This window comes from Pseudomonas sp. SDO52101_S400, assembly GCF_054071635.1.
Map to the genome: position 1 here is coordinate 66,090 of NZ_JBSVWF010000017.1, position 19,700 is coordinate 85,789.

Annotated in this window: 22 protein-coding genes and 1 riboswitch; of the genes, 16 read left to right on the forward strand and 6 right to left on the reverse strand. The window is 57.4% G+C overall.

The window, feature by feature from the left end; all coding sequences use genetic code 11:
- Positions 1-4: 4 nt before the first annotated feature.
- The 3 genes from ACW9HX_RS11155 to ACW9HX_RS11165 all read left to right on the forward strand — a co-directional run bounded on the left by ACW9HX_RS11155 (position 5) and on the right by ACW9HX_RS11165 (position 3,586).
- Positions 5-1,423, forward strand: coding sequence for an efflux transporter outer membrane subunit (locus ACW9HX_RS11155; RefSeq protein WP_457380641.1), 1,419 nt, complete (start codon positions 5-7; stop codon positions 1,421-1,423).
- Between the two features lie 19 nt (positions 1,424-1,442).
- Positions 1,443-2,396 carry an aldo/keto reductase gene (locus ACW9HX_RS11160; protein WP_457380642.1) on the forward strand — a complete coding sequence of 318 codons (954 nt, stop codon included), beginning with the start codon at positions 1,443-1,445 and terminating at the stop codon, positions 2,394-2,396.
- A gap of 260 nt (positions 2,397-2,656) precedes the next feature.
- Positions 2,657-3,586 carry a LysR family transcriptional regulator gene (locus tag ACW9HX_RS11165; protein WP_457380643.1) on the forward strand — a complete coding sequence of 310 codons (930 nt, stop codon included), beginning with the start codon at positions 2,657-2,659 and terminating at the stop codon, positions 3,584-3,586.
- A gap of 51 nt (positions 3,587-3,637) precedes the next feature.
- On the opposite strand, the gene ACW9HX_RS11170 is transcribed toward ACW9HX_RS11165, so the two are convergent.
- Positions 3,638-3,898 (reverse strand): DUF2790 domain-containing protein, encoded by a 261-nt coding sequence (locus tag ACW9HX_RS11170; protein WP_457380644.1) that lies wholly within the window; start codon positions 3,896-3,898, stop codon positions 3,638-3,640.
- Positions 3,899-4,559: 661 nt separating this feature from the next.
- Positions 4,560-4,765, forward strand: a riboswitch (cobalamin riboswitch).
- A 92-nt stretch (positions 4,766-4,857) separates the two neighbouring features.
- Between ACW9HX_RS11170 and ACW9HX_RS11175 the strand changes: the two genes are divergently transcribed.
- The 8 genes from ACW9HX_RS11175 to ACW9HX_RS11210 all read left to right on the forward strand — a co-directional run bounded on the left by ACW9HX_RS11175 (position 4,858) and on the right by ACW9HX_RS11210 (position 11,463).
- A complete protein-coding gene (locus ACW9HX_RS11175) occupies positions 4,858-6,795 on the forward strand; it encodes a TonB-dependent receptor plug domain-containing protein (RefSeq protein ID WP_457380645.1) in 1,938 nt (645 codons plus the stop codon).
- Positions 6,795-7,154 carry a (2Fe-2S) ferredoxin domain-containing protein gene (locus ACW9HX_RS11180; RefSeq protein ID WP_457380646.1) on the forward strand — a complete coding sequence of 120 codons (360 nt, stop codon included), beginning with the start codon at positions 6,795-6,797 and terminating at the stop codon, positions 7,152-7,154. Before ACW9HX_RS11175 ends, ACW9HX_RS11180 begins: the two co-directional genes overlap by 1 nt.
- Positions 7,151-8,062, forward strand: a complete 912-nt coding sequence (locus ACW9HX_RS11185) for an ABC transporter substrate-binding protein (protein WP_457380647.1) — start codon at positions 7,151-7,153, stop codon at positions 8,060-8,062. The genes ACW9HX_RS11180 and ACW9HX_RS11185 overlap by 4 nt, the downstream gene beginning before the upstream one ends.
- 112 nt (positions 8,063-8,174) lie before the next feature.
- The gene (locus tag ACW9HX_RS11190) at positions 8,175-8,648 is read left to right on the forward strand and encodes a hypothetical protein (RefSeq protein ID WP_457380648.1); all 474 of its coding nucleotides are present in this window, start codon (positions 8,175-8,177) and stop codon (positions 8,646-8,648) included.
- Between the two features lie 59 nt (positions 8,649-8,707).
- Positions 8,708-9,139: a bleomycin resistance protein gene (locus ACW9HX_RS11195; protein ID WP_457380649.1), complete on the forward strand. Its 432-nt coding sequence runs from the start codon at positions 8,708-8,710 to the stop codon at positions 9,137-9,139.
- Positions 9,140-9,155: 16 nt separating this feature from the next.
- The gene (locus tag ACW9HX_RS11200) at positions 9,156-10,193 is read left to right on the forward strand and encodes an alpha/beta hydrolase family protein (RefSeq protein WP_457380650.1); all 1,038 of its coding nucleotides are present in this window, start codon (positions 9,156-9,158) and stop codon (positions 10,191-10,193) included.
- A 59-nt stretch (positions 10,194-10,252) separates the two neighbouring features.
- The gene (locus ACW9HX_RS11205) at positions 10,253-10,936 is read left to right on the forward strand and encodes a phytanoyl-CoA dioxygenase family protein (protein WP_457380651.1); all 684 of its coding nucleotides are present in this window, start codon (positions 10,253-10,255) and stop codon (positions 10,934-10,936) included.
- A 35-nt stretch (positions 10,937-10,971) separates the two neighbouring features.
- Positions 10,972-11,463, forward strand: a complete 492-nt coding sequence (locus ACW9HX_RS11210; RefSeq protein ID WP_457380652.1) for a GNAT family N-acetyltransferase — start codon at positions 10,972-10,974, stop codon at positions 11,461-11,463.
- A 61-nt stretch (positions 11,464-11,524) separates the two neighbouring features.
- Here ACW9HX_RS11210 and ACW9HX_RS11215 read toward each other — a convergent pair whose 3' ends face one another.
- A complete protein-coding gene (locus ACW9HX_RS11215) occupies positions 11,525-11,968 on the reverse strand; it encodes a hypothetical protein (RefSeq protein WP_457380653.1) in 444 nt (147 codons plus the stop codon).
- Positions 11,969-12,098: 130 nt separating this feature from the next.
- Here ACW9HX_RS11215 and ACW9HX_RS11220 point away from each other — a divergent pair, with 130 nt between their 5' ends.
- On the forward strand, positions 12,099-13,022 hold the full coding sequence (locus ACW9HX_RS11220) for a bifunctional helix-turn-helix transcriptional regulator/GNAT family N-acetyltransferase (RefSeq protein WP_457380654.1): 924 nt from the start codon (positions 12,099-12,101) through the stop codon (positions 13,020-13,022).
- A gap of 325 nt (positions 13,023-13,347) precedes the next feature.
- On the opposite strand, the gene ACW9HX_RS11225 is transcribed toward ACW9HX_RS11220, so the two are convergent.
- Genes ACW9HX_RS11225 through ACW9HX_RS11240 form a run of 4 tightly spaced genes read right to left on the reverse strand, consistent with a single transcriptional unit; the run spans position 13,348 to position 17,102 of the window.
- On the reverse strand, positions 13,348-14,958 hold the full coding sequence (locus tag ACW9HX_RS11225; RefSeq protein ID WP_457380655.1) for an AAA family ATPase: 1,611 nt from the start codon (positions 14,956-14,958) through the stop codon (positions 13,348-13,350).
- Positions 14,959-14,985: 27 nt separating this feature from the next.
- On the reverse strand, positions 14,986-15,507 hold the full coding sequence (locus ACW9HX_RS11230) for a 4Fe-4S single cluster domain-containing protein (protein WP_457380656.1): 522 nt from the start codon (positions 15,505-15,507) through the stop codon (positions 14,986-14,988).
- On the reverse strand, positions 15,508-16,140 hold the full coding sequence (locus tag ACW9HX_RS11235; RefSeq protein WP_457380657.1) for a DUF2997 domain-containing protein: 633 nt from the start codon (positions 16,138-16,140) through the stop codon (positions 15,508-15,510).
- Positions 16,141-16,142: 2 nt separating this feature from the next.
- Positions 16,143-17,102, reverse strand: a complete 960-nt coding sequence (locus ACW9HX_RS11240; protein ID WP_457380658.1) for a hypothetical protein — start codon at positions 17,100-17,102, stop codon at positions 16,143-16,145.
- A 283-nt stretch (positions 17,103-17,385) separates the two neighbouring features.
- On the opposite strand from ACW9HX_RS11240, the gene ACW9HX_RS11245 reads away from it, so the two are divergent.
- The 4 genes from ACW9HX_RS11245 (at position 17,386) to arsH (ending at position 19,650) form a co-directional block, all read left to right on the forward strand.
- On the forward strand, positions 17,386-18,006 hold the full coding sequence (locus tag ACW9HX_RS11245) for a LysE family translocator (protein WP_457380659.1): 621 nt from the start codon (positions 17,386-17,388) through the stop codon (positions 18,004-18,006).
- A gap of 115 nt (positions 18,007-18,121) precedes the next feature.
- Complete coding sequence (locus tag ACW9HX_RS11250; protein ID WP_457380660.1) at positions 18,122-18,469, forward strand: metalloregulator ArsR/SmtB family transcription factor; 348 nt, start codon at positions 18,122-18,124, stop codon at positions 18,467-18,469.
- A gap of 9 nt (positions 18,470-18,478) precedes the next feature.
- Positions 18,479-18,949 carry an arsenate reductase ArsC gene (locus ACW9HX_RS11255; protein ID WP_457380661.1) on the forward strand — a complete coding sequence of 157 codons (471 nt, stop codon included), beginning with the start codon at positions 18,479-18,481 and terminating at the stop codon, positions 18,947-18,949.
- A gap of 11 nt (positions 18,950-18,960) precedes the next feature.
- Complete coding sequence (gene arsH, locus ACW9HX_RS11260) at positions 18,961-19,650, forward strand: arsenical resistance protein ArsH (protein WP_457380662.1); 690 nt, start codon at positions 18,961-18,963, stop codon at positions 19,648-19,650.
- Positions 19,651-19,700 lie beyond the last annotated feature (50 nt).

Here is a 19,700-nt window from a genome sequence, read left to right on the forward strand (position 1 = left end):
AACCATGAAAGTTTCTATGCGCTTCACCCCGCTGGCGATGATGGTGATGTTGTCCGCCTGCACCGTCGGCCCCGATTTCCAACGGCCTGACGCGAGTCAATCGCAGCACTACGACCAAGCCGCCGAACAACATTTCGACATGGGCAAGCGTGTCAACGGTGATTGGTGGTCGGCATTCCGCTCGCCGAAACTCGATCAGGTCGTACGTCGTGCCATCGACGGCAACCTGGGGCTGGCCGCCGCCGATGCGACCATTCGCCAGGCGGCATCTTCTGTCGCAGCGGCGGAAGGTGCGTTGTATCCGCAGGTGGATTTCGGCGCCTCGGCCGGTCGTCAACGCACCCACAACGGGCCGGAACCCACCGTTTCGAACTTCTACGCCATCGGGCCACGGGTCGCTTTTGATCTGGACGCATTCGGCGGCAACAAGCGTCGGGTCGAAGAACAGCAGGCGCTGACCGATCTGCAAAAGCATCGCTACGAAGCCGCGTACCTGACCCTGACCGGCGACGTCGCCAGCCAGGCGTTGCTGCTGGCCTCGGCCAACGCGCAGATTCAGGCCGTGCAAACGCTGTTGGCCAACGATACGAAAAACCTCGATCTGGTGCGCAAGGCCCAAGCGAGCGGCACCACCACGCGGATCGACGTGTCGCTGGCCGAAACCCGGCTCGCACAGGATCGCACGCTGTTGCCGCCCCTCGCCCAGCAGCGCGATGCGGCGCGGCACGCGTTGTCGATCCTGGCCGGCAAAGGCCCGGCAGACTGGATTGCGCCGGACTTCACCCTCGATGAGTTCGCCTTGCCGTCGAACATCCCGGTCAGCCTGCCGTCGGAAATGGCCCGCACCCGGCCGGACATCCTGCAAGCCGAATCCGAACTGCACATCGCTAGCGCGGCGGTGGGTGTGGCGACCGCCAATCTGTATCCCCGCGTTGAGTTGTCCGCCTCTTTGGCGCAAGCCGCGTCAGGCAATGGCGGCGCCGCACTCTGGGGATTCGCCGCCGGGCTGACTGCGCCGATCTTCAATGGCGGCACGCTCAAGGCTGAACGTCAGGGCGCGGTCGAGGGCTACAAAGCATCACTCGCCCGCTATCAGCAGACGGTGATTCAGTCCTTCGGCCAGGTCGCGGACACCTTGCAGGCGCTCAATCACGGCGCCGAACAAAACCTCGCTCAGGACGACGCCTTGCGCGCCGCCGACACCAGCCTGCGCCTGAACCAACAGGCTTACGCCCAGGGCGAAAACAGTCTGCTGCAAGTACTGGAAGCCGAACGTGCCTACCAGCAGGCGCTGCTCGGACAGATCCAGGTGAAGACCGCGCGTTATCTCGACTCGGTGCGCCTGTTCGTGGCGCTGGGCGGCAACTCGGTGGGTGTCTTCGATCAGAAAGTCGCGATGCGCGAAACCTCAAAACCTCTTTAAGGCCAAGCCGGAGAACGACATGACTTACGAAGCCTTTCACGATGAACTTCGCGACACCCGTTTGCCGCTGAACAACGGCGCCGGCTCGATGCCGGCGGTGGGGTTCGGCACGCTGTTTCGCGATTTGAGTACCACCACCGAAGCGGTCAAATGTGCGCTGGAAACCGGTTTTCGCCACTTCGATTGCGCCGAGCGCTATCGCAACGAAACGCAGATCGGCGTGGCGTTCCAACAGACCTTCGCCGCTGGCCGGATCCGCCGTGAAGACGTGTTCATCACCACCAAACTGTGGAACACCAATCACCGTCCCGAGCGAGTGAAACCGGCGTTCGAAGCCAGTTGCCAGCGGCTGCAGGTCGACTACATCGATTGCTACCTGATCCACACGCCGTTCGCCTTTCAGCCCGGCGACGATCAGGATCCGCGAGACGTGTTCGGGCACGTGATCTACGACGGCGAAACCCGTCTGATCGACACCTGGCGCGCCCTCGAAAGCCTGGTGGATGAAGGCCGTTGCAAGTCCATCGGACTTTCCGACATAACCCTCGATGCCCTGAAGGAAATCGTCGCCGCCGCGCGAATCAAACCGGCGGTGGTGCAAATCGAATCCCACCCGTACCTGCCCGAATGGGAGATGCTGGAATTCTGCAAGGCACACGGCATTATCCTGCTCGCGTTCGCCCCGCTGGGGCATGGCATGGAGCCGAATGTGCTTGAAGACTCGGTGCTTACCGGGATTGCCCGGCATGTACACAAAACCCCGGCGCAAGTGGCGCTGGCCTGGGCGGTGCAACGCGGCGCCGCGTTCCTGACGACCTCGGCGAACCCGAGCCGGATTCAGGAAAACTTCGACATCGCGCCCCTGCCACATCGGGCGATGCACGAGATCAAGGAAGAGATCACGACGCGGATTCGATTCAACTCGGTGGTGGAGACTGGCGTGCCCGGTTTCATCCCCCGTCGCTCGGTCTGAGATTTGTGCTGTGACATCGATCGGAGCCCTCACCCCCCGCCCTCTCCCGGGGGGAGAGGGAGCCTGATCTTCGTGGATTCAAATCCTGAGTTCTGCTCGATATTTCAGGTCGGTGTAACTCATGAAAACAACTCGGTCAGTCCCCTCTCCCACTGGGAGAGGGTTAGGGTGAGGGCAGTTTTTGAAGTGGAATACCATTGACCAGCCACCACAAACCCCACGCCCTATAATCCACCCCATTTCCCCAAGGCGAAAACCCGATGGACGTTTTCCAGACCATGCGTTTCTTCATCGCTGTCGCCCAAAGCGGCAGTTTTACCGCCGCTGCCGAGTTGCTGGACACCAACACCACCAACGTCTCCAAAGCCGTCTCCGCCCTCGAAGCGCGCCTGCATACGCGACTGATCAATCGCACGACCCGCCGCCTGGCCCTGACCGAAGCCGGCGTGCGCTACCTGGAACGCTGCGAAAAGATCCTCGATGACGTGCGCGAAGCCGACGAAGAAGCCGGCACCGCCCAGACCCTGCCCGTCGGGCGATTGAAGATCCACACCATGTCGGCCATCGGCAACCACTACGTGATCGACGCCATCGCCCGCTATCGCGAGATCCACCCCACGGTGATGTTCGACCTGAGCCTGACCAACCGCGTCCCTGACCTGCTCGAAGAAGGCTTCGACATGTCCATCGTGCTGGCCCGCGACCTGCCGGATTCCGGCTTCGTTGCGCAACGCCTTGGCATCACCTACAGCATCCTCTGCGCCTCGCCTGCCTACGTGGCAAAACGCGGACTGCCCAAAACGCCCGACGAACTCTGCGAACATGAGTGCCTGCGCATCGTCAACACGGTGATGCCGGTGGAGAACTGGACATTCGAAGGGCCCGACGGCATGGAAACCGTCACCATTCCTCTGTCGCCGTTTCACATCAACACCGCCGACGGCATGACCATCGCGATCAGGAAAGGCATGGGAATAGGCATTCAGCCGATCGCATCGGCCGTCGATGGCCTGCGGGCGGGAACGTTGGTGCGGGTGTTGCCGGAGTACCGGCTGGAGGAGTTGAACCTGTTCGCGATCTATCCGTCGCGCAAGTTCGTCGATGCGAAGATCAAGACCTGGGTGGAATTCTTGAAGCAGTCGATTCCAGAGTTGCTGGCATCGGATGAAGAAATCGTCGGAGGAAGATAAACCCGAGTGCAGCAGATATGGAGTGTCGACCCTCCATCACCTGCACCGGACTCAACCGTTGGAACAACCAGTGCCCATCACTTGATACTGCAGAACGTGCTGCTCGCCGTAGGAATCTTCGTAGGTCATCTGAACCGGCGATGGCGCACACTCATTGGCCGGCTCGGTGATGGAGATGACGTGTGCGATGTCCAGTTGGGTCGCGGAACCGTAGGTCTCGACCGGGGTGTTATTGGCCTCGGCAGTGTCCGCATAGGCGTGTGCGCCAAAACTGCCAAGCATTAAAACCAGCGCGATTTTCTTGAAGTTCATGATGTTCACCGTCTCGTTAAGGACCGTGTTTGTTCACGGGTTGGAGACGATGTTAAGGGGTGAGACAGTGGTGAAAAATCGGCAGGTTGGACAAACACTGTTGCTGGAATTTGTAGGAATGTGTGGTGCGTGCTTCGTTACATAAAGGTGTTTTAAACGTGAATGTTTAAAACACCAACGAACTCTCCCTTCAGGCTACACCGCCTTGAGTAAATGCCTACAAATACGCCAGAAAGGGCCGGCTTGTAGGCCAACTCCTTAGGCCTTATCTTCTCCCCGTCACTGCTCATCGGCAAAATGCAGAGGGCATTCAAGATCGATGGCTAGCCCTTGATCAAAACGCAGAGGCCGCGGCAGCGCCCCAGAAAAGAGCTCTACAGAGTTTTCTTCTACGACTGCCCTCCGCTGGACACCAAGCAACACAACCCCATTACTAAAAAACTCGTGGACTTCTCAAAATCCAGAGGCGGGCGGAGAAGTCCGCGGTGGGACGGCGTCGCGGGTTATCTGGCATGAACAGGGACCGGGATTACTTGAACACCGGCACAGCCTGATGATTCACATATCGGGGCTGATCTCAGTCTTGCACCTGTGTCGCTGGGGTACACCACCGCATTCATTCGATCACCGACGAAGTTGACGCAAGGTCATCCGAATGTTCAGATGCCGCCCTGTTTCAGGTGTCCCATGCCGCCGTGCATGGGGTGAAACGGGAAACCGGTACGTTCTTTTCGAACAAGTCCGGTGCTGCCCCCGCAACGGTAGGCGCGTGATGCTTTCGACACACCACTGTGGCCAGACGGCCATGGGAAGGTGAAGGCGTCCATACGCGCGAGCCCGGAGACCGGCCTGAAATGCTGTTTGGCAAAATCCTGCGGTGGGCGGGCATGGGCCGGTGTCGGCGTGTGCGCGATGCCTTCTCCTGCATGCTCTTCTGCGAAGATCCTTTCGAGAAGACAATGATTCGACCTTTCAACTCCCCGGCTCCCTCCCTGTTGTTCGGCTGTCTGTTCAGCCCCCTGCTGATGGCGGATGACGCGCCGCTCGAACTCACTCAGCAAATCGTTTCCGCGCCATCCGTGGAGTCCACGACCGTGGCCGACATGGCGCAGTTCGGCAGCAAGGTCGAGATTGTCACTCGCGAGCAGATCGAACGCGCCGGCCCCAGCGCCGATGTCAGCCGCGTCATGCAGATGTTCATTCCCGGCCTGTACGTCGCGCCGAAAAACGGCCCGTTCGACTACGGCACCTATTCCCTGCTGGGCGGGCGCAACGATGACACGCTGATCCTGCTCGACGGCGTGCGCCTGAACAATCGCCTGTATGGCGGCCTGTACCTGGACACCCTGCCGGCCAACGCCATCGAACGCATCGAAGTGCTCAAGGGCGGGCAGAGCCTGCTGTTCGGCACGCAGGCCGTGTCCGGCGTGATCAACATCGTCACCCGCAGCCCGCAGAGTCGCAAAGCCTCTGGCGAGGTGAACTTGGGCGTGGATACGTTCGGTGGCACCACCGAGGATGCGCGGGTCGAGAACATTTTCACCAACGGTTTCGGCGACCTGGGCCTGCTGGCGTACGTCAGTCATAACGTCTCGGACGGCTATCAGCCGTTTCGCAATCGCGACATCAGGAACAGCAGCGAAAAGAATCGCGCCTACGAAGTCACCACCTTCGGCGCCAAGGCCATTCAGTCCTTTGGCGATGACGCACGCCTGGAACTGTTCTACCAATACGCCGACGCCAACCTCGACTTCGCCCGCCCGGTGGACAACCACAAGACGACTAACGACCGCATCCAGCAGATTGCCACGGCGACCTTCGAACAGACCCTCAACGAGCGCCTGAGCTACTTCGTCAAAGGCCACATCAACGACTGGGACACCCGCTACACCCGCATCAACAACACATCCGATGGCGGCACAAAAACCATCAACCACAATGACTACTGGGGCTTTACCGACTGGGGGGTGCAGACCGAAGGCAAGGCTGAATTGCCTGGCGGCCACGTGCTGGTGTTCGGTACGGACAACCAGTGGTTCAAGGGTCAGGACGATGTGCTGATCATCGATAACGACAAGGCCGAAGCCCACGCGCTCTACACCCAGTTGCGCCCACGTATCGACGCCCTGCCCGACTGGCACCCGAGCATCGGCATTCGTCACGAAGCCATGAGCGGCGGCGACAGCGCCACGGTCGGCATGCTCACTTCGCTGTATGACCTCAATGAACACTGGGCACTGCGCGGCCAGTACGGCACGGCCTACAAACTGCCGAACGCCGAGCAACTGTTCGTCAACGAACCGGGCGATGAACTGGGCAACCGCAATTTGAAACCGGAGAAAAGTCGCAACGCCGAACTCGGCCTCGACTACAAGGGCATGCTGCTTGACCGCGACTTCAGCGCCAGTGTCACCTTGTTCAAACGCAAGATCGACGACTTGATCACCCTCGACGACATCCAGTGGGTAAACGGCCAGGGACAGATCCAGATGCGCGGTTTCGAGGCGGACGCGAAACTGGCGCTCAACGAGCAATGGAGCCTGCAAGCGGACATGACCCGCAACCTCACCGAATCGCGCGCCGGAGTGACGCTGAACGATGTGCCGAGCTTCTTCGCCCGCTCGCGCATCGGTTACGAGTCGGTTGACCGGATGTGGGGCGCGGGTGGTGCGATCCGCTATATCCGCGACGTGATCAGTTCGAAACAGGTCGAGTACGGTCACTACTCGGTGGTGGACGCCGACGCTTATCGCTACCTGGACGGCGCCCATCAGCACCGGTTGAGCCTGCTGCTGGAAAACCTGTTCGACCGCGATTACGTCACCAGCCGTTCGAACAACGTCGACAACCTCGGGCGGCCATTCACCTCCGAAGTCCGCTACACGTACCGTTTCTGATGGCTGAAATCAAAACCATCGACTGCGTCGACACGCACCCGGACTGGTCGCATGTTCCCGCTCATGCCCGCCACGTGTTCCTCTGCACCGGCCCGCGCTGCGCTCAGCGCGGCGCCTTGCAGATATGGAAAACCCTGCGTCGGCACTTGCTGGCGCATGACCGCATCGAGACACCGGGCGGGGTTTTGCTGACGCGTACGCATTGCCAGTTTCCGTGCAATCTCGGGCCGGTCATGACGGTGTATCCGGAGACCTGCTGGTATGGCGTACGCAGCCACGCTGATGCGCAGCGATTGGTCGAGGTGCATCTGGTCGGTGGCGAAGTGGTCGAAGATCTGCTGATCAAGGAGCGTCCATGAGAAGGCTGTTTTTGCTTGCGGTCGCCCTGCTTTGCGCTTCTCCGGCTCTGGCAGATGACTACCGCAATTGTGGCGAGACCTGGCACCTGCCGGCATCGCCACCGTTGCGGATTGTCGCCCTCAATCAGCATGCCGCCGATCTCGTGCTGGCGTTGGGCGCGGGCCCTGCGCTGGCAGGCGTTGCCTATCTGGATGACACCGGTACGCCTCAGACCGAGTATTTCGGCGTGCCAGTGATCTCGCCCCGCTATCCGTCGAGCGAAGTGCTGTACGCGCAGAAACCGGATCTGGTGGTCGGCGGCTTCGCCACGGCGTTTGGCAATGGCGTGACGTCACGCAGCGGACTGGGGCGCAACAGTGTTGCTTCGTATCTCCTGGAATCAGCCTGCAACGGGCACTCGCTGGATTACTTTGAACACATCCGCAATGACCTCTCGACCCTCGGCGCCCTGCTGCACAAACAGCCGCGCGCACGGGAGTTGAGCAACGCAATGGACGCTGATCTGAATAAGGCCAAGGCTTTAACCGGCCCGGAGAAGCCGCTGTCGGTTTTTTATCTCGACAGCGAGGTCAACGGACTGGACAGCGAAGGCGGACGTGGTTTCGTCACCACGCTACTGACCGCTGCCGGGGCTCGAAACCTGTTCGCCGACATCAACCAGTACCGCGTGACCGTCAGCCGCGAAACCCTGCTCGCCAGTGACCCGGACGTGATCCTGCTGGCCGACGCGCAATGGTCGCCGGCCAGTCGCAAGCGTCAGTTGCTGATGCAGGATCCCGTGCTGTCGACCCTGCGGGCCGTGCGTGAGGGGCGGATGATCGATATTCCCTTCACGCATCTGTTGCCGACGGTGGGCAGTGGTCGTGTGGCGCTGGAGTTGGCGGAGCGGCTCAGGGCCTTACCTTGAACATCACCGCGAGAAATCTCTGAAGACCCGATAGAATCCCGAGCCACTGGCCCCTGGCATCTGAATCATGCCACCCAATCCATACCTGCAGATTGATCAAGGAAAGACGCTCATGGGTTTGAGAACAATATCGTTCGCTGTATTACTTGCTGTGGTTCTGACTGCTTGCGGTGGCAGCAAGGACAAAGCTCGGGAGCTGGTCGAGTCCACTCGCTACGACGACTTCGAGTCCCGCCTGGACGTATTGCTGGAATTCTTCAACTCACACTACTGGGCACTGCCGACCGACACCATTCGCGAAGTCGTGACCAAAAACCTGGATAGAGAAGCGACCAAAAACCAGATCATTGATGTCTACGCCGACCATTTCAACGAAGAAGAACTCGACGTGATGATTCGTGCCAACAACAAGAGTCTCGAGGAAACCGAAAGCATTCTTTCCAGCACCCAGGAAGGTCGCGCACTGTTCGACAGAGTGGTGGAAGTTCAGGCCGTGGTTGATCTGGTCATTGAAGATGCGGCAAAGGCCCAAACGACCGCAATCGTCGAGGCGCTGGATAAGCTGAATGAGCCTTATGTGAACTAGATTCGTATAGAAAACGGCTGCGCTCTTGGCAATACATCCAATGAAACGGAATTCACCTTATGTTTGTACGAAACAAACTGGTTCCAGAGTTAATGGTCACGAACATGCAGACCAGCCTCGCTTTCTGGGTCGGCTGTTTGGGATTCAACATCGCCTATCAACGCCCTGAAGACGGCTTCGCCTATCTCGATCTGAATGGCGCTCAAGTCATGCTCGAGCAAGTTGAGCCGAATGCTGGTCAGTGGCTGACGGCGGAACTGAGCAAACCCTTCGGACGAGGCATCAACCTGCAAATTGATGTGGCGGCCGTTGCTCCCATCATCGAAAAACTTGGCATCGCGCAGTTTCCACTCTACAGAACCTGCAAAGACAACTGGTATCGCGCTGACGACGTCGAAGTCGGCCAGCGTGAATTTCTCGTCCAGGATCCGGACGGTTATCTGATAAGGCTGGTAGAACGCCTGGGCGAACGTCCCGTTTGCTCGATCTGATCAAGGAAGAAAAATAATGAAAAAAACTTTCGGCCTCCTGCTTCTGATCTGCCTTTCCAGCAGCGTACACGCTGACGAATCCCCCATTGGCTTCCGGACCGCCACACTGCCGGACGCGCACAACGACCGTCCGCTGGAAATGGTCGTCTGGTATCCCGCCAAGACCACTGCCACCCCGCAGTTGATTGCCGACGATATCGTGTTCGTCGGGACGTCCGCCGTGCGCGATGCGCCACCGGCTGCCGGTGAGCATCCGTTACTGGTGCTCTCTCATGGTTATCGGGGGAACTGGAGCAACCAGGCTTGGCTGGCCACCGCTTTGGCCCGTCAGGGTTACATCGTGGCGGCGGTCAACCATCCCGGCACCACGACTCATGACCGCAGTCCTCAAGCCGCCGCACAGTTGTGGCAACGACCTGCCGACATCAGCCGCGTCATCGATGCGGTCACCGCCCGGCCCGAGCAACTGGGTGCCGTTTCGATGCGGCGAATTGCGGTAGCCGGCCATTCACTCGGTGGCTGGACCGCGCTCGAAATCGCCGGTTCACGGTTCGATCCCGAGCGCTTTGCGAAGGACTGCGCAGCCCATCAAAAACTGGCCAGTTGCTCCGTCTACAAGACGATCAACGTGGCCGACACGCCAGAATCAAAGAGCCGGATGAGCGCGGACTTGCGCGACAAACGCGTCAGCGCGATTGTTTCACTGGACCTGGGCCTGTCACGCGGCATGACCGACGCAAGCCTCGCCGCGCTGGCGGTTCCAACACTGGTGATCGGTGCTGGCGTGCCGTCCGAGGACCTGCCCGCCCAACTGGAGTCGGCCAATCTTGCCAAGCGCCTGCCTTCGGCATCGTCGCAGTATGTCGAGATCAGCGATGCCAGCCATTTCAGCTTCGTGGCATCGTGCAAGCCCGGTGCAGTGGCGCTGCTGGAAGAAGACTCGCCAGGCGACGGCATCATTTGCGGGGATGGCGGCGGACGTTCGCGTGAAGTGATCCAGCAACAGGTTGTGGCCTTGATCGACGGGTTTCTGAGCCGGTCATTTGCGAACTGATGACGGTGTTGCCTGTACAGCACTGGGCGGCACTTGATGAATTTGAAACCGAGAAAGCCATGACTGACCGTGAACAGCTTCACCGAAACGGCTACGTGCTGTTACGTCAGGCGATTCCAACAGCGCGGCTTGAGGACCTTCGCACGGTGTTCGACACCGGAATCAAACCCTCAAGCGAATGGCCTGTGCCCCGTGGCATGGATTGGCGCCACTCGCTGCTGGACATCGACCCGAAGGTTCAGAGCGTATGTCGTCTGCCGCCAATGCTGGCGGTGGTGGGCGAGTTGATCGGAGAACGCTTCTTCCTCTCCCAGGTGGAGGGCCGCGAGCCGCTTGCGAACGGCGGCCACCAGCAGTTGCACCGGGACTTGTCGGCGCAACGCCCCGGCGACACCGTCATCGCACTGGTGTATCTCGACGATTATGGCCCCGACAACGGCGCAACCCGCCTCGTCCCCGGCAGCCATCGCCCCGCACCGGGCGAACCCCCGTTCGATTTCACTGACGAGTCCCGATCCGTGCAACTGACGGGCAACGCGGGCGACATCCTGATCTTCGATGCCGACCTGATCCACGCCGGCAGCCTGAACCCGACCGGCGCACGCCGCCGCACCCTGTTGATCACCTGGTTTTCTGAATCGCTCTACCCCTCACACCTGGAAACGGTGAGCCTCAGAAATATTCGAATGGACACGACCGAGCGGTTCGATCCGACGGACTTCGTCCTCGACCTCCTGAACTGATGCAGCCACCCGCCACTCAAGGAACTTGACACCCCATGGACGAAACCACGCAGTACAGAATCGCCACCGTTGAAGATGCATTGACCGTCTGCGAACTGGGCCAGGTGCTCAACGCCGTCCACCACGCCGCCCGCCCCGACATCTACACCGCCACCACCGAAGATTTCGCCCGTGACCTGCCGCACTGGATGAACTACTTCGACAAACCGGGTCAGGTTGTCTTCATTTCGCACGTCGGCCAGCAGCCTGCAGGCTTCATCGCCGCGAGCCTCTCGGCCAGCACCAGCCCGCTGATGCAACCCATGAACATCGTGCGCATAGGTTCGGTGTGCGTCGCCGAGGCCTTCTGGGGCAAAGGCATCGGCCGTCAACTGATGGAGCGGGTCAAAGACTGGGCCATCGAACACGACGCCCAGGAGTTGAGATTGTCGGTCTGGCCATTCAATGAACGCGCGGCTCGGATGTACGCGGAGTTCGGGTTTGAGAGCCGCACCGTCGATATGGGTATGCGTTTGTCCCGGGCGTGATCGACGCCGAGCGTGCCATGACGTGTGCATTCTCAATGCGCACGTCGTGGCACAGCCTTCCTCATTGCACGCTGATGTATTGGAATTTCGCTTGGGCTTTTTCTACGGCATTGCGCGCCGCATCCTTCTGATCTTCACCGCCGGCATAGTAGATACGCATGCCATTGAGATCGAGCGACTCAAACGCGTTCTTGATGATGGCCACGTCGAGTGAAGTCCCCGCACCGATGATCAAGAAGCCGCTTTCGCCGGCAGATTTGGCGATCAGCAGTTGTTGTTTGAGTTGCGTGGCGTTGGCCCCGCCGCCGGCTGCAATCGCCAGATTGTCGGCGATCAGGCCGTGACTCTGGATTTTGGTGGCGGGCAGGCTGACCTTATTCTGCCCGGCGGGAAGCGTCATGACGTGGGCGTCGGCAGCTTCCCGGTAGATGGTTTCGTCGCTCTTGCCGTGGGATGCACAGCCGGCCAGAACAGCCAATACAGACGCAGCAACAAGTAATTTCACGTTCTTTCCTTGTGAGTGTGGCTCCATGAACACGCAGGATAAGGGAGGGTGCCGTTGGTCAGCAATTCATTTGACTTGATTGCCTCAGGCAACTATATAGTTGCTCAAGGCAACCATCTGAGCAACCGCCATGTCCGCACCCCTTATCACTGAACGAGCCGACATCGTCCGGCAATTCAACCGTTTCTACACCCATCAGATCGGCGTCCTGCAGGAACACCTGCTGCAAAGCGACTACTCGCTGACCGAACTGCGCATTCTCTACGAACTGGCCTCCGGCGGCGATCTGACCAGTGCCGACCTGCGGCAGATGCTGGGCCTGGACGCAGGTTACATGAGCCGGATCATCAGCGGCTTCGACAAAAAAGGCCTTATCCAGAAAGTCCCCTCCGCCACCGACGCCCGTGCCAGCCTGCTTCACATCACCGACCTCGGCCGCGAGACCCTCGCCCCGCTGGAACAGGCGTCGCGGCAGGAAGTCATCACCTTGCTCGAACGCCTGACCGAGCCGCAGCAGCTGCAATTGATCGAATCCATGAAGCAGATCCAGACCTTGCTCGAGGGCCGCCAACAGCCGACCTACCTGTTGCGCGACCCGCAACCCGGCGACATGGGGCTGGTGGTGCAGCAACAAACCGTGATCTACACCCGCGAATACGGCTGGAACTGGGAGTTCGAAGCGCTGGTCGCCGAGATCGTCGCCAAGTACCTGCGTGAATTCGACCCTGCCAGCGAGCGCTGCTGGATCGCGGAAAAGGACGGCAAGGTGGTGGGCTCGGTGTTTGTCATCCGGCACGACGAAACCACGGCAAAACTGCGCATGCTGTTTGTGGACGCCAGTGCTCGGGGGTTGGGGATCGGCAACCGACTGGTTGAAGAGTGTCTGCGCTTTGCCCGGGATGTCGGGTACAAAAAGATGATTCTGTGGACGACGAGCAATCTGGTGGATGCGCGCAAGTTGTATCAGCGGGCGGGGTTTGAGTTGGTGGAGGAAGAGCCGATATTCAGCTTCGGCAAGGAACTGGTGAGCCAGACCTGGGCGATTGAGTTGTGAGACTGTGTTTCGTCTGCCCCAACATGAAACGCCCAAGGTTCTGGCGCGCTCTGGTGATTCGGAACACGCGAGAGCCTTCAGCGATGTGCTATGTCGGGTTGCAAGGGCACTTGCGCTCAGTCATGTTGTGCGTGCCCCTCCAGAATGTCGAATGCATCATCAAGTGGCGCATACCCAACACGTTTTCTGGTTTCGTCAATGGAAAGGCGCTTGTAGCGGTTATCCGAGACTCCATGGATAACATGGAATCCGCTCAGCTCGGCCTCCACGGAAGGAGTGCAAAGCGTCAATGCCAAACGCTGTCCCACTGAAAAATCACCGCAGTTCAAAAATCAATTTGCCTGCCGCCGATTTGAGTTTCCGTATCGTTCTGACCGGCAACCATAGCCGAAGCACTGATTGCATTTTGATTCGCCCAATCACGAAGTTTTGTGAACTCGTCTTTACGCATTTTGCTCATGGGTACCAAACGCGAAATAGTCGTTTCAAAATCAGCCATGGTCAGGTCACTTTCGTCACCGGATCCGCTCATTCGCCGTGAGAATGCTTCAATCAGCGAGTCCCCGACCCACGCTTCGATTTCAGCACCGGAAAGCACGACGTCTTTACCAAAATTCGACTCGCCTCCCAGAGCAGACAACCGATCCAGATCAAATTTTTCCGGGTCACGTTTCAACTTCTTCAGGTGTATTTCAAGAATCTTCTTTCTTTCCTGTGTCGACGGAAAATCAACGAAAAATATTTCGTCGAACCGCCCCTTCCGCAACAGTTCCGGAGGCAAACTATTGATGTTGTTAGCGGTAGCAAATACAAAAACAGGCGCCGTTTTTTCTTGCATCCACGTCAACAGTGTGCCGAATACGCGTGTGGCCGTGCCACCATCGGAGGCTCCTCCGGAAGAACCGGAAAGTCCTTTTTCAATTTCATCGATCCACAGGATGCAAGGCGAAATGGCTTCGGCAGTGTGGAGTGCGGAACGAATATTTGATTCTGAAGAACCCACCACTCCCTGGAAGATTTTTCCCATATCCAAACGCAACAAGGGCATATTCCAGGAAGACGATATGCACTTTGCCGTCAGCGACTTGCCGCAGCCAGGAACTCCGGTCAAGAGCAAGCCTTTCGGGGTTTTGACACCAAACTCCTGAGCCATCTGCCCAAAACACTGGCTGCGTAAATGGAGCCACTTCTTGAGAGTCGCCAGCCCTCCAACATCCTCAAGATTCACCGTGGAGTCGATGTACTCCAGGATGCCTGTCTTCCTTATGATTTGCTTCTTTTCGAAAAGCAGATCCTTTACGGTACTTTCATTGACACTCAGACTGGATACCAATGAGCGAGACAAACTGTTGTCAATCTCTAACCCCGTAAGTCCCAAAGCGGCGTCAATAAGTTTATCTTTGGTTTCACCAGTCAGATCGATCTTGACGCTACTGTTGCCTTGCCAGGAATTAACAAAGTCATTGACCTGACTTTTAACTTCCTCTCTCGACGGCAAAGGAAAATCAATCAACGTGATTTCTTTCTGAAGATCGTTGGCAATTTCAAAGCTCGGCGCCACGATGATGCAATTACTTCGATATCCACGCGAGCGAATATTTATGGCCAGATCCCGAAGTCGACGACGATAGACAGGATTCGAGCTTGGGGTAAGGTAATTATGAGCATCACAAAAAACAAAAATGTTTTTGCTGCTCTCCTCCTTGGCTCTTTCTTCGCAAAAGTCCAGGGCCATTTTCAAATCAAAGGTTTTATCCCCGGCCACGACACCATTTATCTGAACACCCAGCGTCGAGTTCCAGACGAATAAACGATGGCTAAGTGCCTTGGCGATTTCAGAGATTTCTTTGAGGGCACGCTCTTCCTCAAAAGTTTCAATGACCAGAATCGCGTAACGCGCCTTGAGGTAATCTGTTATCTGCTTGGTACGGCTCATGCCTGTTATCCCTGCGCCTGAACTAAGTTATACATGCATTGGAAGACCGGTTTTGGTAACCCCGGAGTTTGAAACAACAAACTCGACAGGTCTCCCGGCACGAAAAAAGTCAATATCGACTCTATCGCTTGTCTTGATAATTTGTTTGTGCTGATAGGGATGTTTCGCGTTTTGCAGATACCGGCCCGCCAGCGTCAAGTCCACGGCTTTGACAACTCGAATCATGGCCTCATTCTGGAATATTTCTTTTGGCGTATAACCTGTATAAAGAATCCAGTTCTTCTCGCCATCGACGGCATGTATCAGTTGTTCCAGGGCTGGCGCCTGGTCGAGCGGTTCCCCCCCAGACAGAGTAACCCCTGCAATGTCCATTGCGTTGATCTTCTTTGCCAGGTCATGAACAGATATCAGCGTACTCGCTACGCGAGCGTGGGTAGTCTGATTGAAGCATCCCTTACAATTCAGCGCACAACCCTGCACCCATAATGTCAAGCGCAACCCGGGGCCGTTAACGCTGCTCAAGTCCATATGATGCACATTGATTTCCATCTAGAAATTGGCCCTGAGAATTTGAAGGGTTTGTTCTTCATGGACTACGGTATAGGCGGGCTTCCACTCGGTCACAAGCTCCGCAGTCGGGCGGGAAAGAAGCGCCTCAAGCTCTTCAGTGAGTTTTGTGCAAATATCGCCTTTGACACCATGCACTTCTTCCGTCACTTGATCGCCTGTAAACGTGACGTGAATGCTGTATTCGTAACTGGGTCCGAATTCAACCTCAAAGCCTTGACCAGTTTCTTTCACCCTCGATGGAAAACCTGATGCATCTATGCGTTTTACGGTTTCATCGATGGCTACGCTGACATACGCTTTCTGAAAGCGTAAAGCCAAATCAGCCATCATCGCTTCATCGTTGGCCGAAACAGTTCCCCGTTCAATGAGGAGTTTGTAGGAGCCCTCCTCAATCTGGCAAACAAACAAATTGAATTCATCAGCCGTTTTGCCACAAATCGCTCTGAATTGCTGCTGGCCCATATAGCCTATTTTGCTCAGCACCTTTTTACTGAAGTCGCTGGCAAATACTGAAACCAGGCCAGTTGTCGGGCTAAGGCCCATCTTGCCGAAAGCTTTGGCAATGGCCTCTTCATCAACATACGAAAATTCAAACTTCGTGCAATGAGACATTGTTAAAGCTCCAGCCTGCGACCGGAAACAGTGACTTCGGCATTCTGAATAGCATTCAACACGTCAGGAGCAACCTCAATATTGCGTACAGGCGCCCCGGCGGCAAGCGTTGCATCAGTTGATACATTTTCTGAAATCGCGGCTGAAGTATCGGAGTTGACCACCACCCGACGTCTTTTGGTTGTCTGTGGTGCACTACTGTCACTCAGGAGACTTGCATCAATCGTTTCCAGCAGCCCTCGGATTACCATAAACGGGTTTGATGTGAGCTTGTCATAGAGTCCAATGTACAACAAAGCATCGATACCATCATTGAACTCCAATTTAATGGCGTAAGTTTGGCTATCATTGCCAATGATCCCAATGCGCGAGAGTTGGTTCAGGTCTTTTGACAACTTCGCCCAAGCATTCCCATCAAACGACGCTACAATTAATTTGGTCGCAGTTGCAGCAAAAGCATTGCTACCCGCTTTAACCTCGTCAGCATCGAAATTCTGATAGCTGAGCAGAATTTCCTCCCCTGCAGAAAACCCCAGAGCGGTGGCCAGATATTCATTTGCCGAAAAATCGACATCCGCGTGAAACTTCAAACTTTTGGAATAAACATAAAGACCATAGATAGCTACCAACCCATAACCTATTGATTTCAAAGCATCTTTCGGAGACAAAACAGCAAAAACGACAAAAATTAAAACAATGATTCCGTAACCGTAATTTACGTACGTCTTTGTACTGAATTTTTTATTCCTGTACATCGAAAACGTTTTGCCGGGAACATATTTTTTTGACGGTGCAAATAGAATGGTGCCTGCACCAAAAAAAGCCATTGCAATGAACCCCATTATGGCCTGGTTTATTAACCCTTTCTGCAACCCTTCAACAAACATCCACGCACCACCAGCGATGAAAGCAGGTAAGGTTGCAAGCAATAAAAGCCCTATTATCTTGCCTTTGGTGTCCATCACCATTTTCCACATCGGGATAGTTTTTATCATTTACAAACCTTCTTGAGTTAGCGTAGAAGCGACTAGCGAGAGGATAGATGGCCCTATGCTACATGACGATCTTGGGTTTATCACGTCTTAGGGGGACCTGAAGTAGCCAGGCAACTTATTACGTTATAAGACCTCTCCGAACTCCTGACCTTCAACCACTGCAGTGGCCAACCCCGCTTCATCTCCCTGCTGGATGCCCCCGTCTGAAACCGCTACCGTTCCCCCATCCAGAACAGGAAAACCACGCGCCATGCCCATCGCCGACAACCTTCTCGCCTTCACCCTTGCCGCTACGTTGCTTACTCTGACTCCGGGCCTCGACACCGCGCTGGTCCTGCGCACCGCCACCGTCGAAGGCAAACAACAGGCCTTGCGTGCTGCGTTGGGCATCAACGCCGGTTGCCTGTTGTGGGGCGCGGCGGTGGCGTTCGGGCTAGGGGCGTTGATTGCGGTGTCGGAGCTGGCCTACAACCTGTTGAAGTACTGCGGTGCGGCATATCTGGCGTGGCTCGGGTTGAACATGCTGCTGCGCCCTCGCCGCTCGCTGGCGCCCGCCGAGGCCAATGGCAAACCCGGGGCCAACTGGTTTTTGAAGGGCATGCTGGGGAATGTGCTCAACCCGAAGATCGGGATTTTCTACGTGTCGTTTCTGCCGCAGTTCATTCCGCAAGGGCAGCCGCTGGTGCCGTGGACGTTCGGACTGGTGAGCATTCACGTCGTGCTCGGGTTGATCTGGTCGCTGGTGTTGATCGGCGCGACGCAGCCGCTGTCCGGGTTTCTGCGACGGGAGAAAGTGATTCGCTGGATGGATCGCACCACCGGGATGATTTTCGTGCTGTTTGCGGCGCGGCTGGCCTTCAGCAAGCGCTGACTCACAAACTCAAGTCGCCCTCTTTCGCCGATGCAAGATTGAGCAAACAGAGCGCTTGCCTAGCACATATGGATATTCGTATATTCGAAACCCCATATGTATTCAGGGCACGTTCATGCTCACCCCCGCCACCGTTTTCAAATGCCTCGCTGACGAAACCCGCGCCCGGGCCACGCTGCTGATCACCCGCGAAGGCGAGTTGTGCGTCTGCGAGCTGGTCTGCGCGTTGGACGACAGTCAGCCGAAAATCTCCCGTCATCTCGCGCAATTGCGTACCTGCGGCCTGCTGCTGGATCGTCGTCAGGGTCAGTGGGTTTACTACCGGCTCAATCCCGACCTGCCAGCGTGGATTCGCACGCTGCTTGAAACCACGCTGGCCGCCAACACCGCGTGGCTGGAAGAAAACAGCGCCCGGCTCGAAGTCATGGGCGATCGCCCACTGAATACATTTGCCTGCTGCTGAGGATCGATCATGCGTGTTCTATTCATGTGCACCGCCAACAGCTGCCGCAGCATTCTCTCGGAGGCGATGTTCAACCATCTGGCGCCGGCCGGATTCGAAGCAGTCAGCGCCGGCAGCTTTCCCAAGGGCCAGGTGCTGCCACGCAGCCTGACCACGTTGCAGGAGGCCGGTATTTCCATCGCCGGGTTGAGCAGCAAGGGCAACGACGCCTTCGAAGACAACCCGCCGGATATTGTCATCACCGTGTGTGACAAGGCCGCCGGTGAAGCCTGCCCGGTGTACTTCGGCCCGGCCCTGAAAGCCCATTGGGGGCTGGAGGACCCGTCAGAGGTGAGTGGCGACGAGGCCGCCATCAACGCAGCCTTCCACGCCACCCTCGCCCGAATCGAAACCCGCTGCCGGGCCTTCCTCGCTCTGCCCTTCGCCCAACTCGACCGCGATGCCCTCACGCGCGAGCTCGATCGTATCAGTACGCTGTGACCGGAGCCGTCATGACCGACCTGCCCAATCTCGATACTTCATTGATTCAGAAAACCACCCGCGACGACGGCTTCCACAAACCGCGGATTCTGCTGCTCTACGGCTCAACCCGCCCACGCTCCTTCAGCCGGTTGCTGGTAGAAGAAGCCGCGCGGTTGCTGGAGCACTTCGGCGCCGAGACACGCATCTTCAATCCCTCGGGCCTGCCGCTGCCGGATGACGCGCCCGGCGATCACCCAAAGGTCCAGGAACTGCTGGAGCTGATGCAATGGTCGGAAGGCCAGGTCTGGTGCTCACCCGAACGCCACGGTGCGATGTCGGCGGTGTTCAAGGCGCAGATCGACTGGGTGCCGCTGGCGCTCGGTGCGGTGCGCCCGACCCAGGGCAAGACCCTGGCGGTGATGCAAGTCTGCGGTGGTTCGCAATCGTTCAACGTGGTCAATCAACTGCGCGTGCTGGGCCGCTGGATGCGCATGTTCACCATCCCCAACCAGTCTTCGGTGCCCAAGGCCTATCTGGAGTTTGACGAAGGCAACCGCATGAAGCCTTCGGCGCTGTACGACCGGGTGGTGGATGTGATGGAAGAACTGGTGAAGTTCACGCTGTTGCTGCGTGATCGCCCGGATCTGGTGGATCGCTACTCGGAGCGCAAGGAGTCGGCGGAGGAATTCATGCAGCGGGTCAATCAGCGCTCGATCTGAAAACCCGAATAAAAACCGGCGCGATGGTTCGCGCCGGTTTTTTTATACCT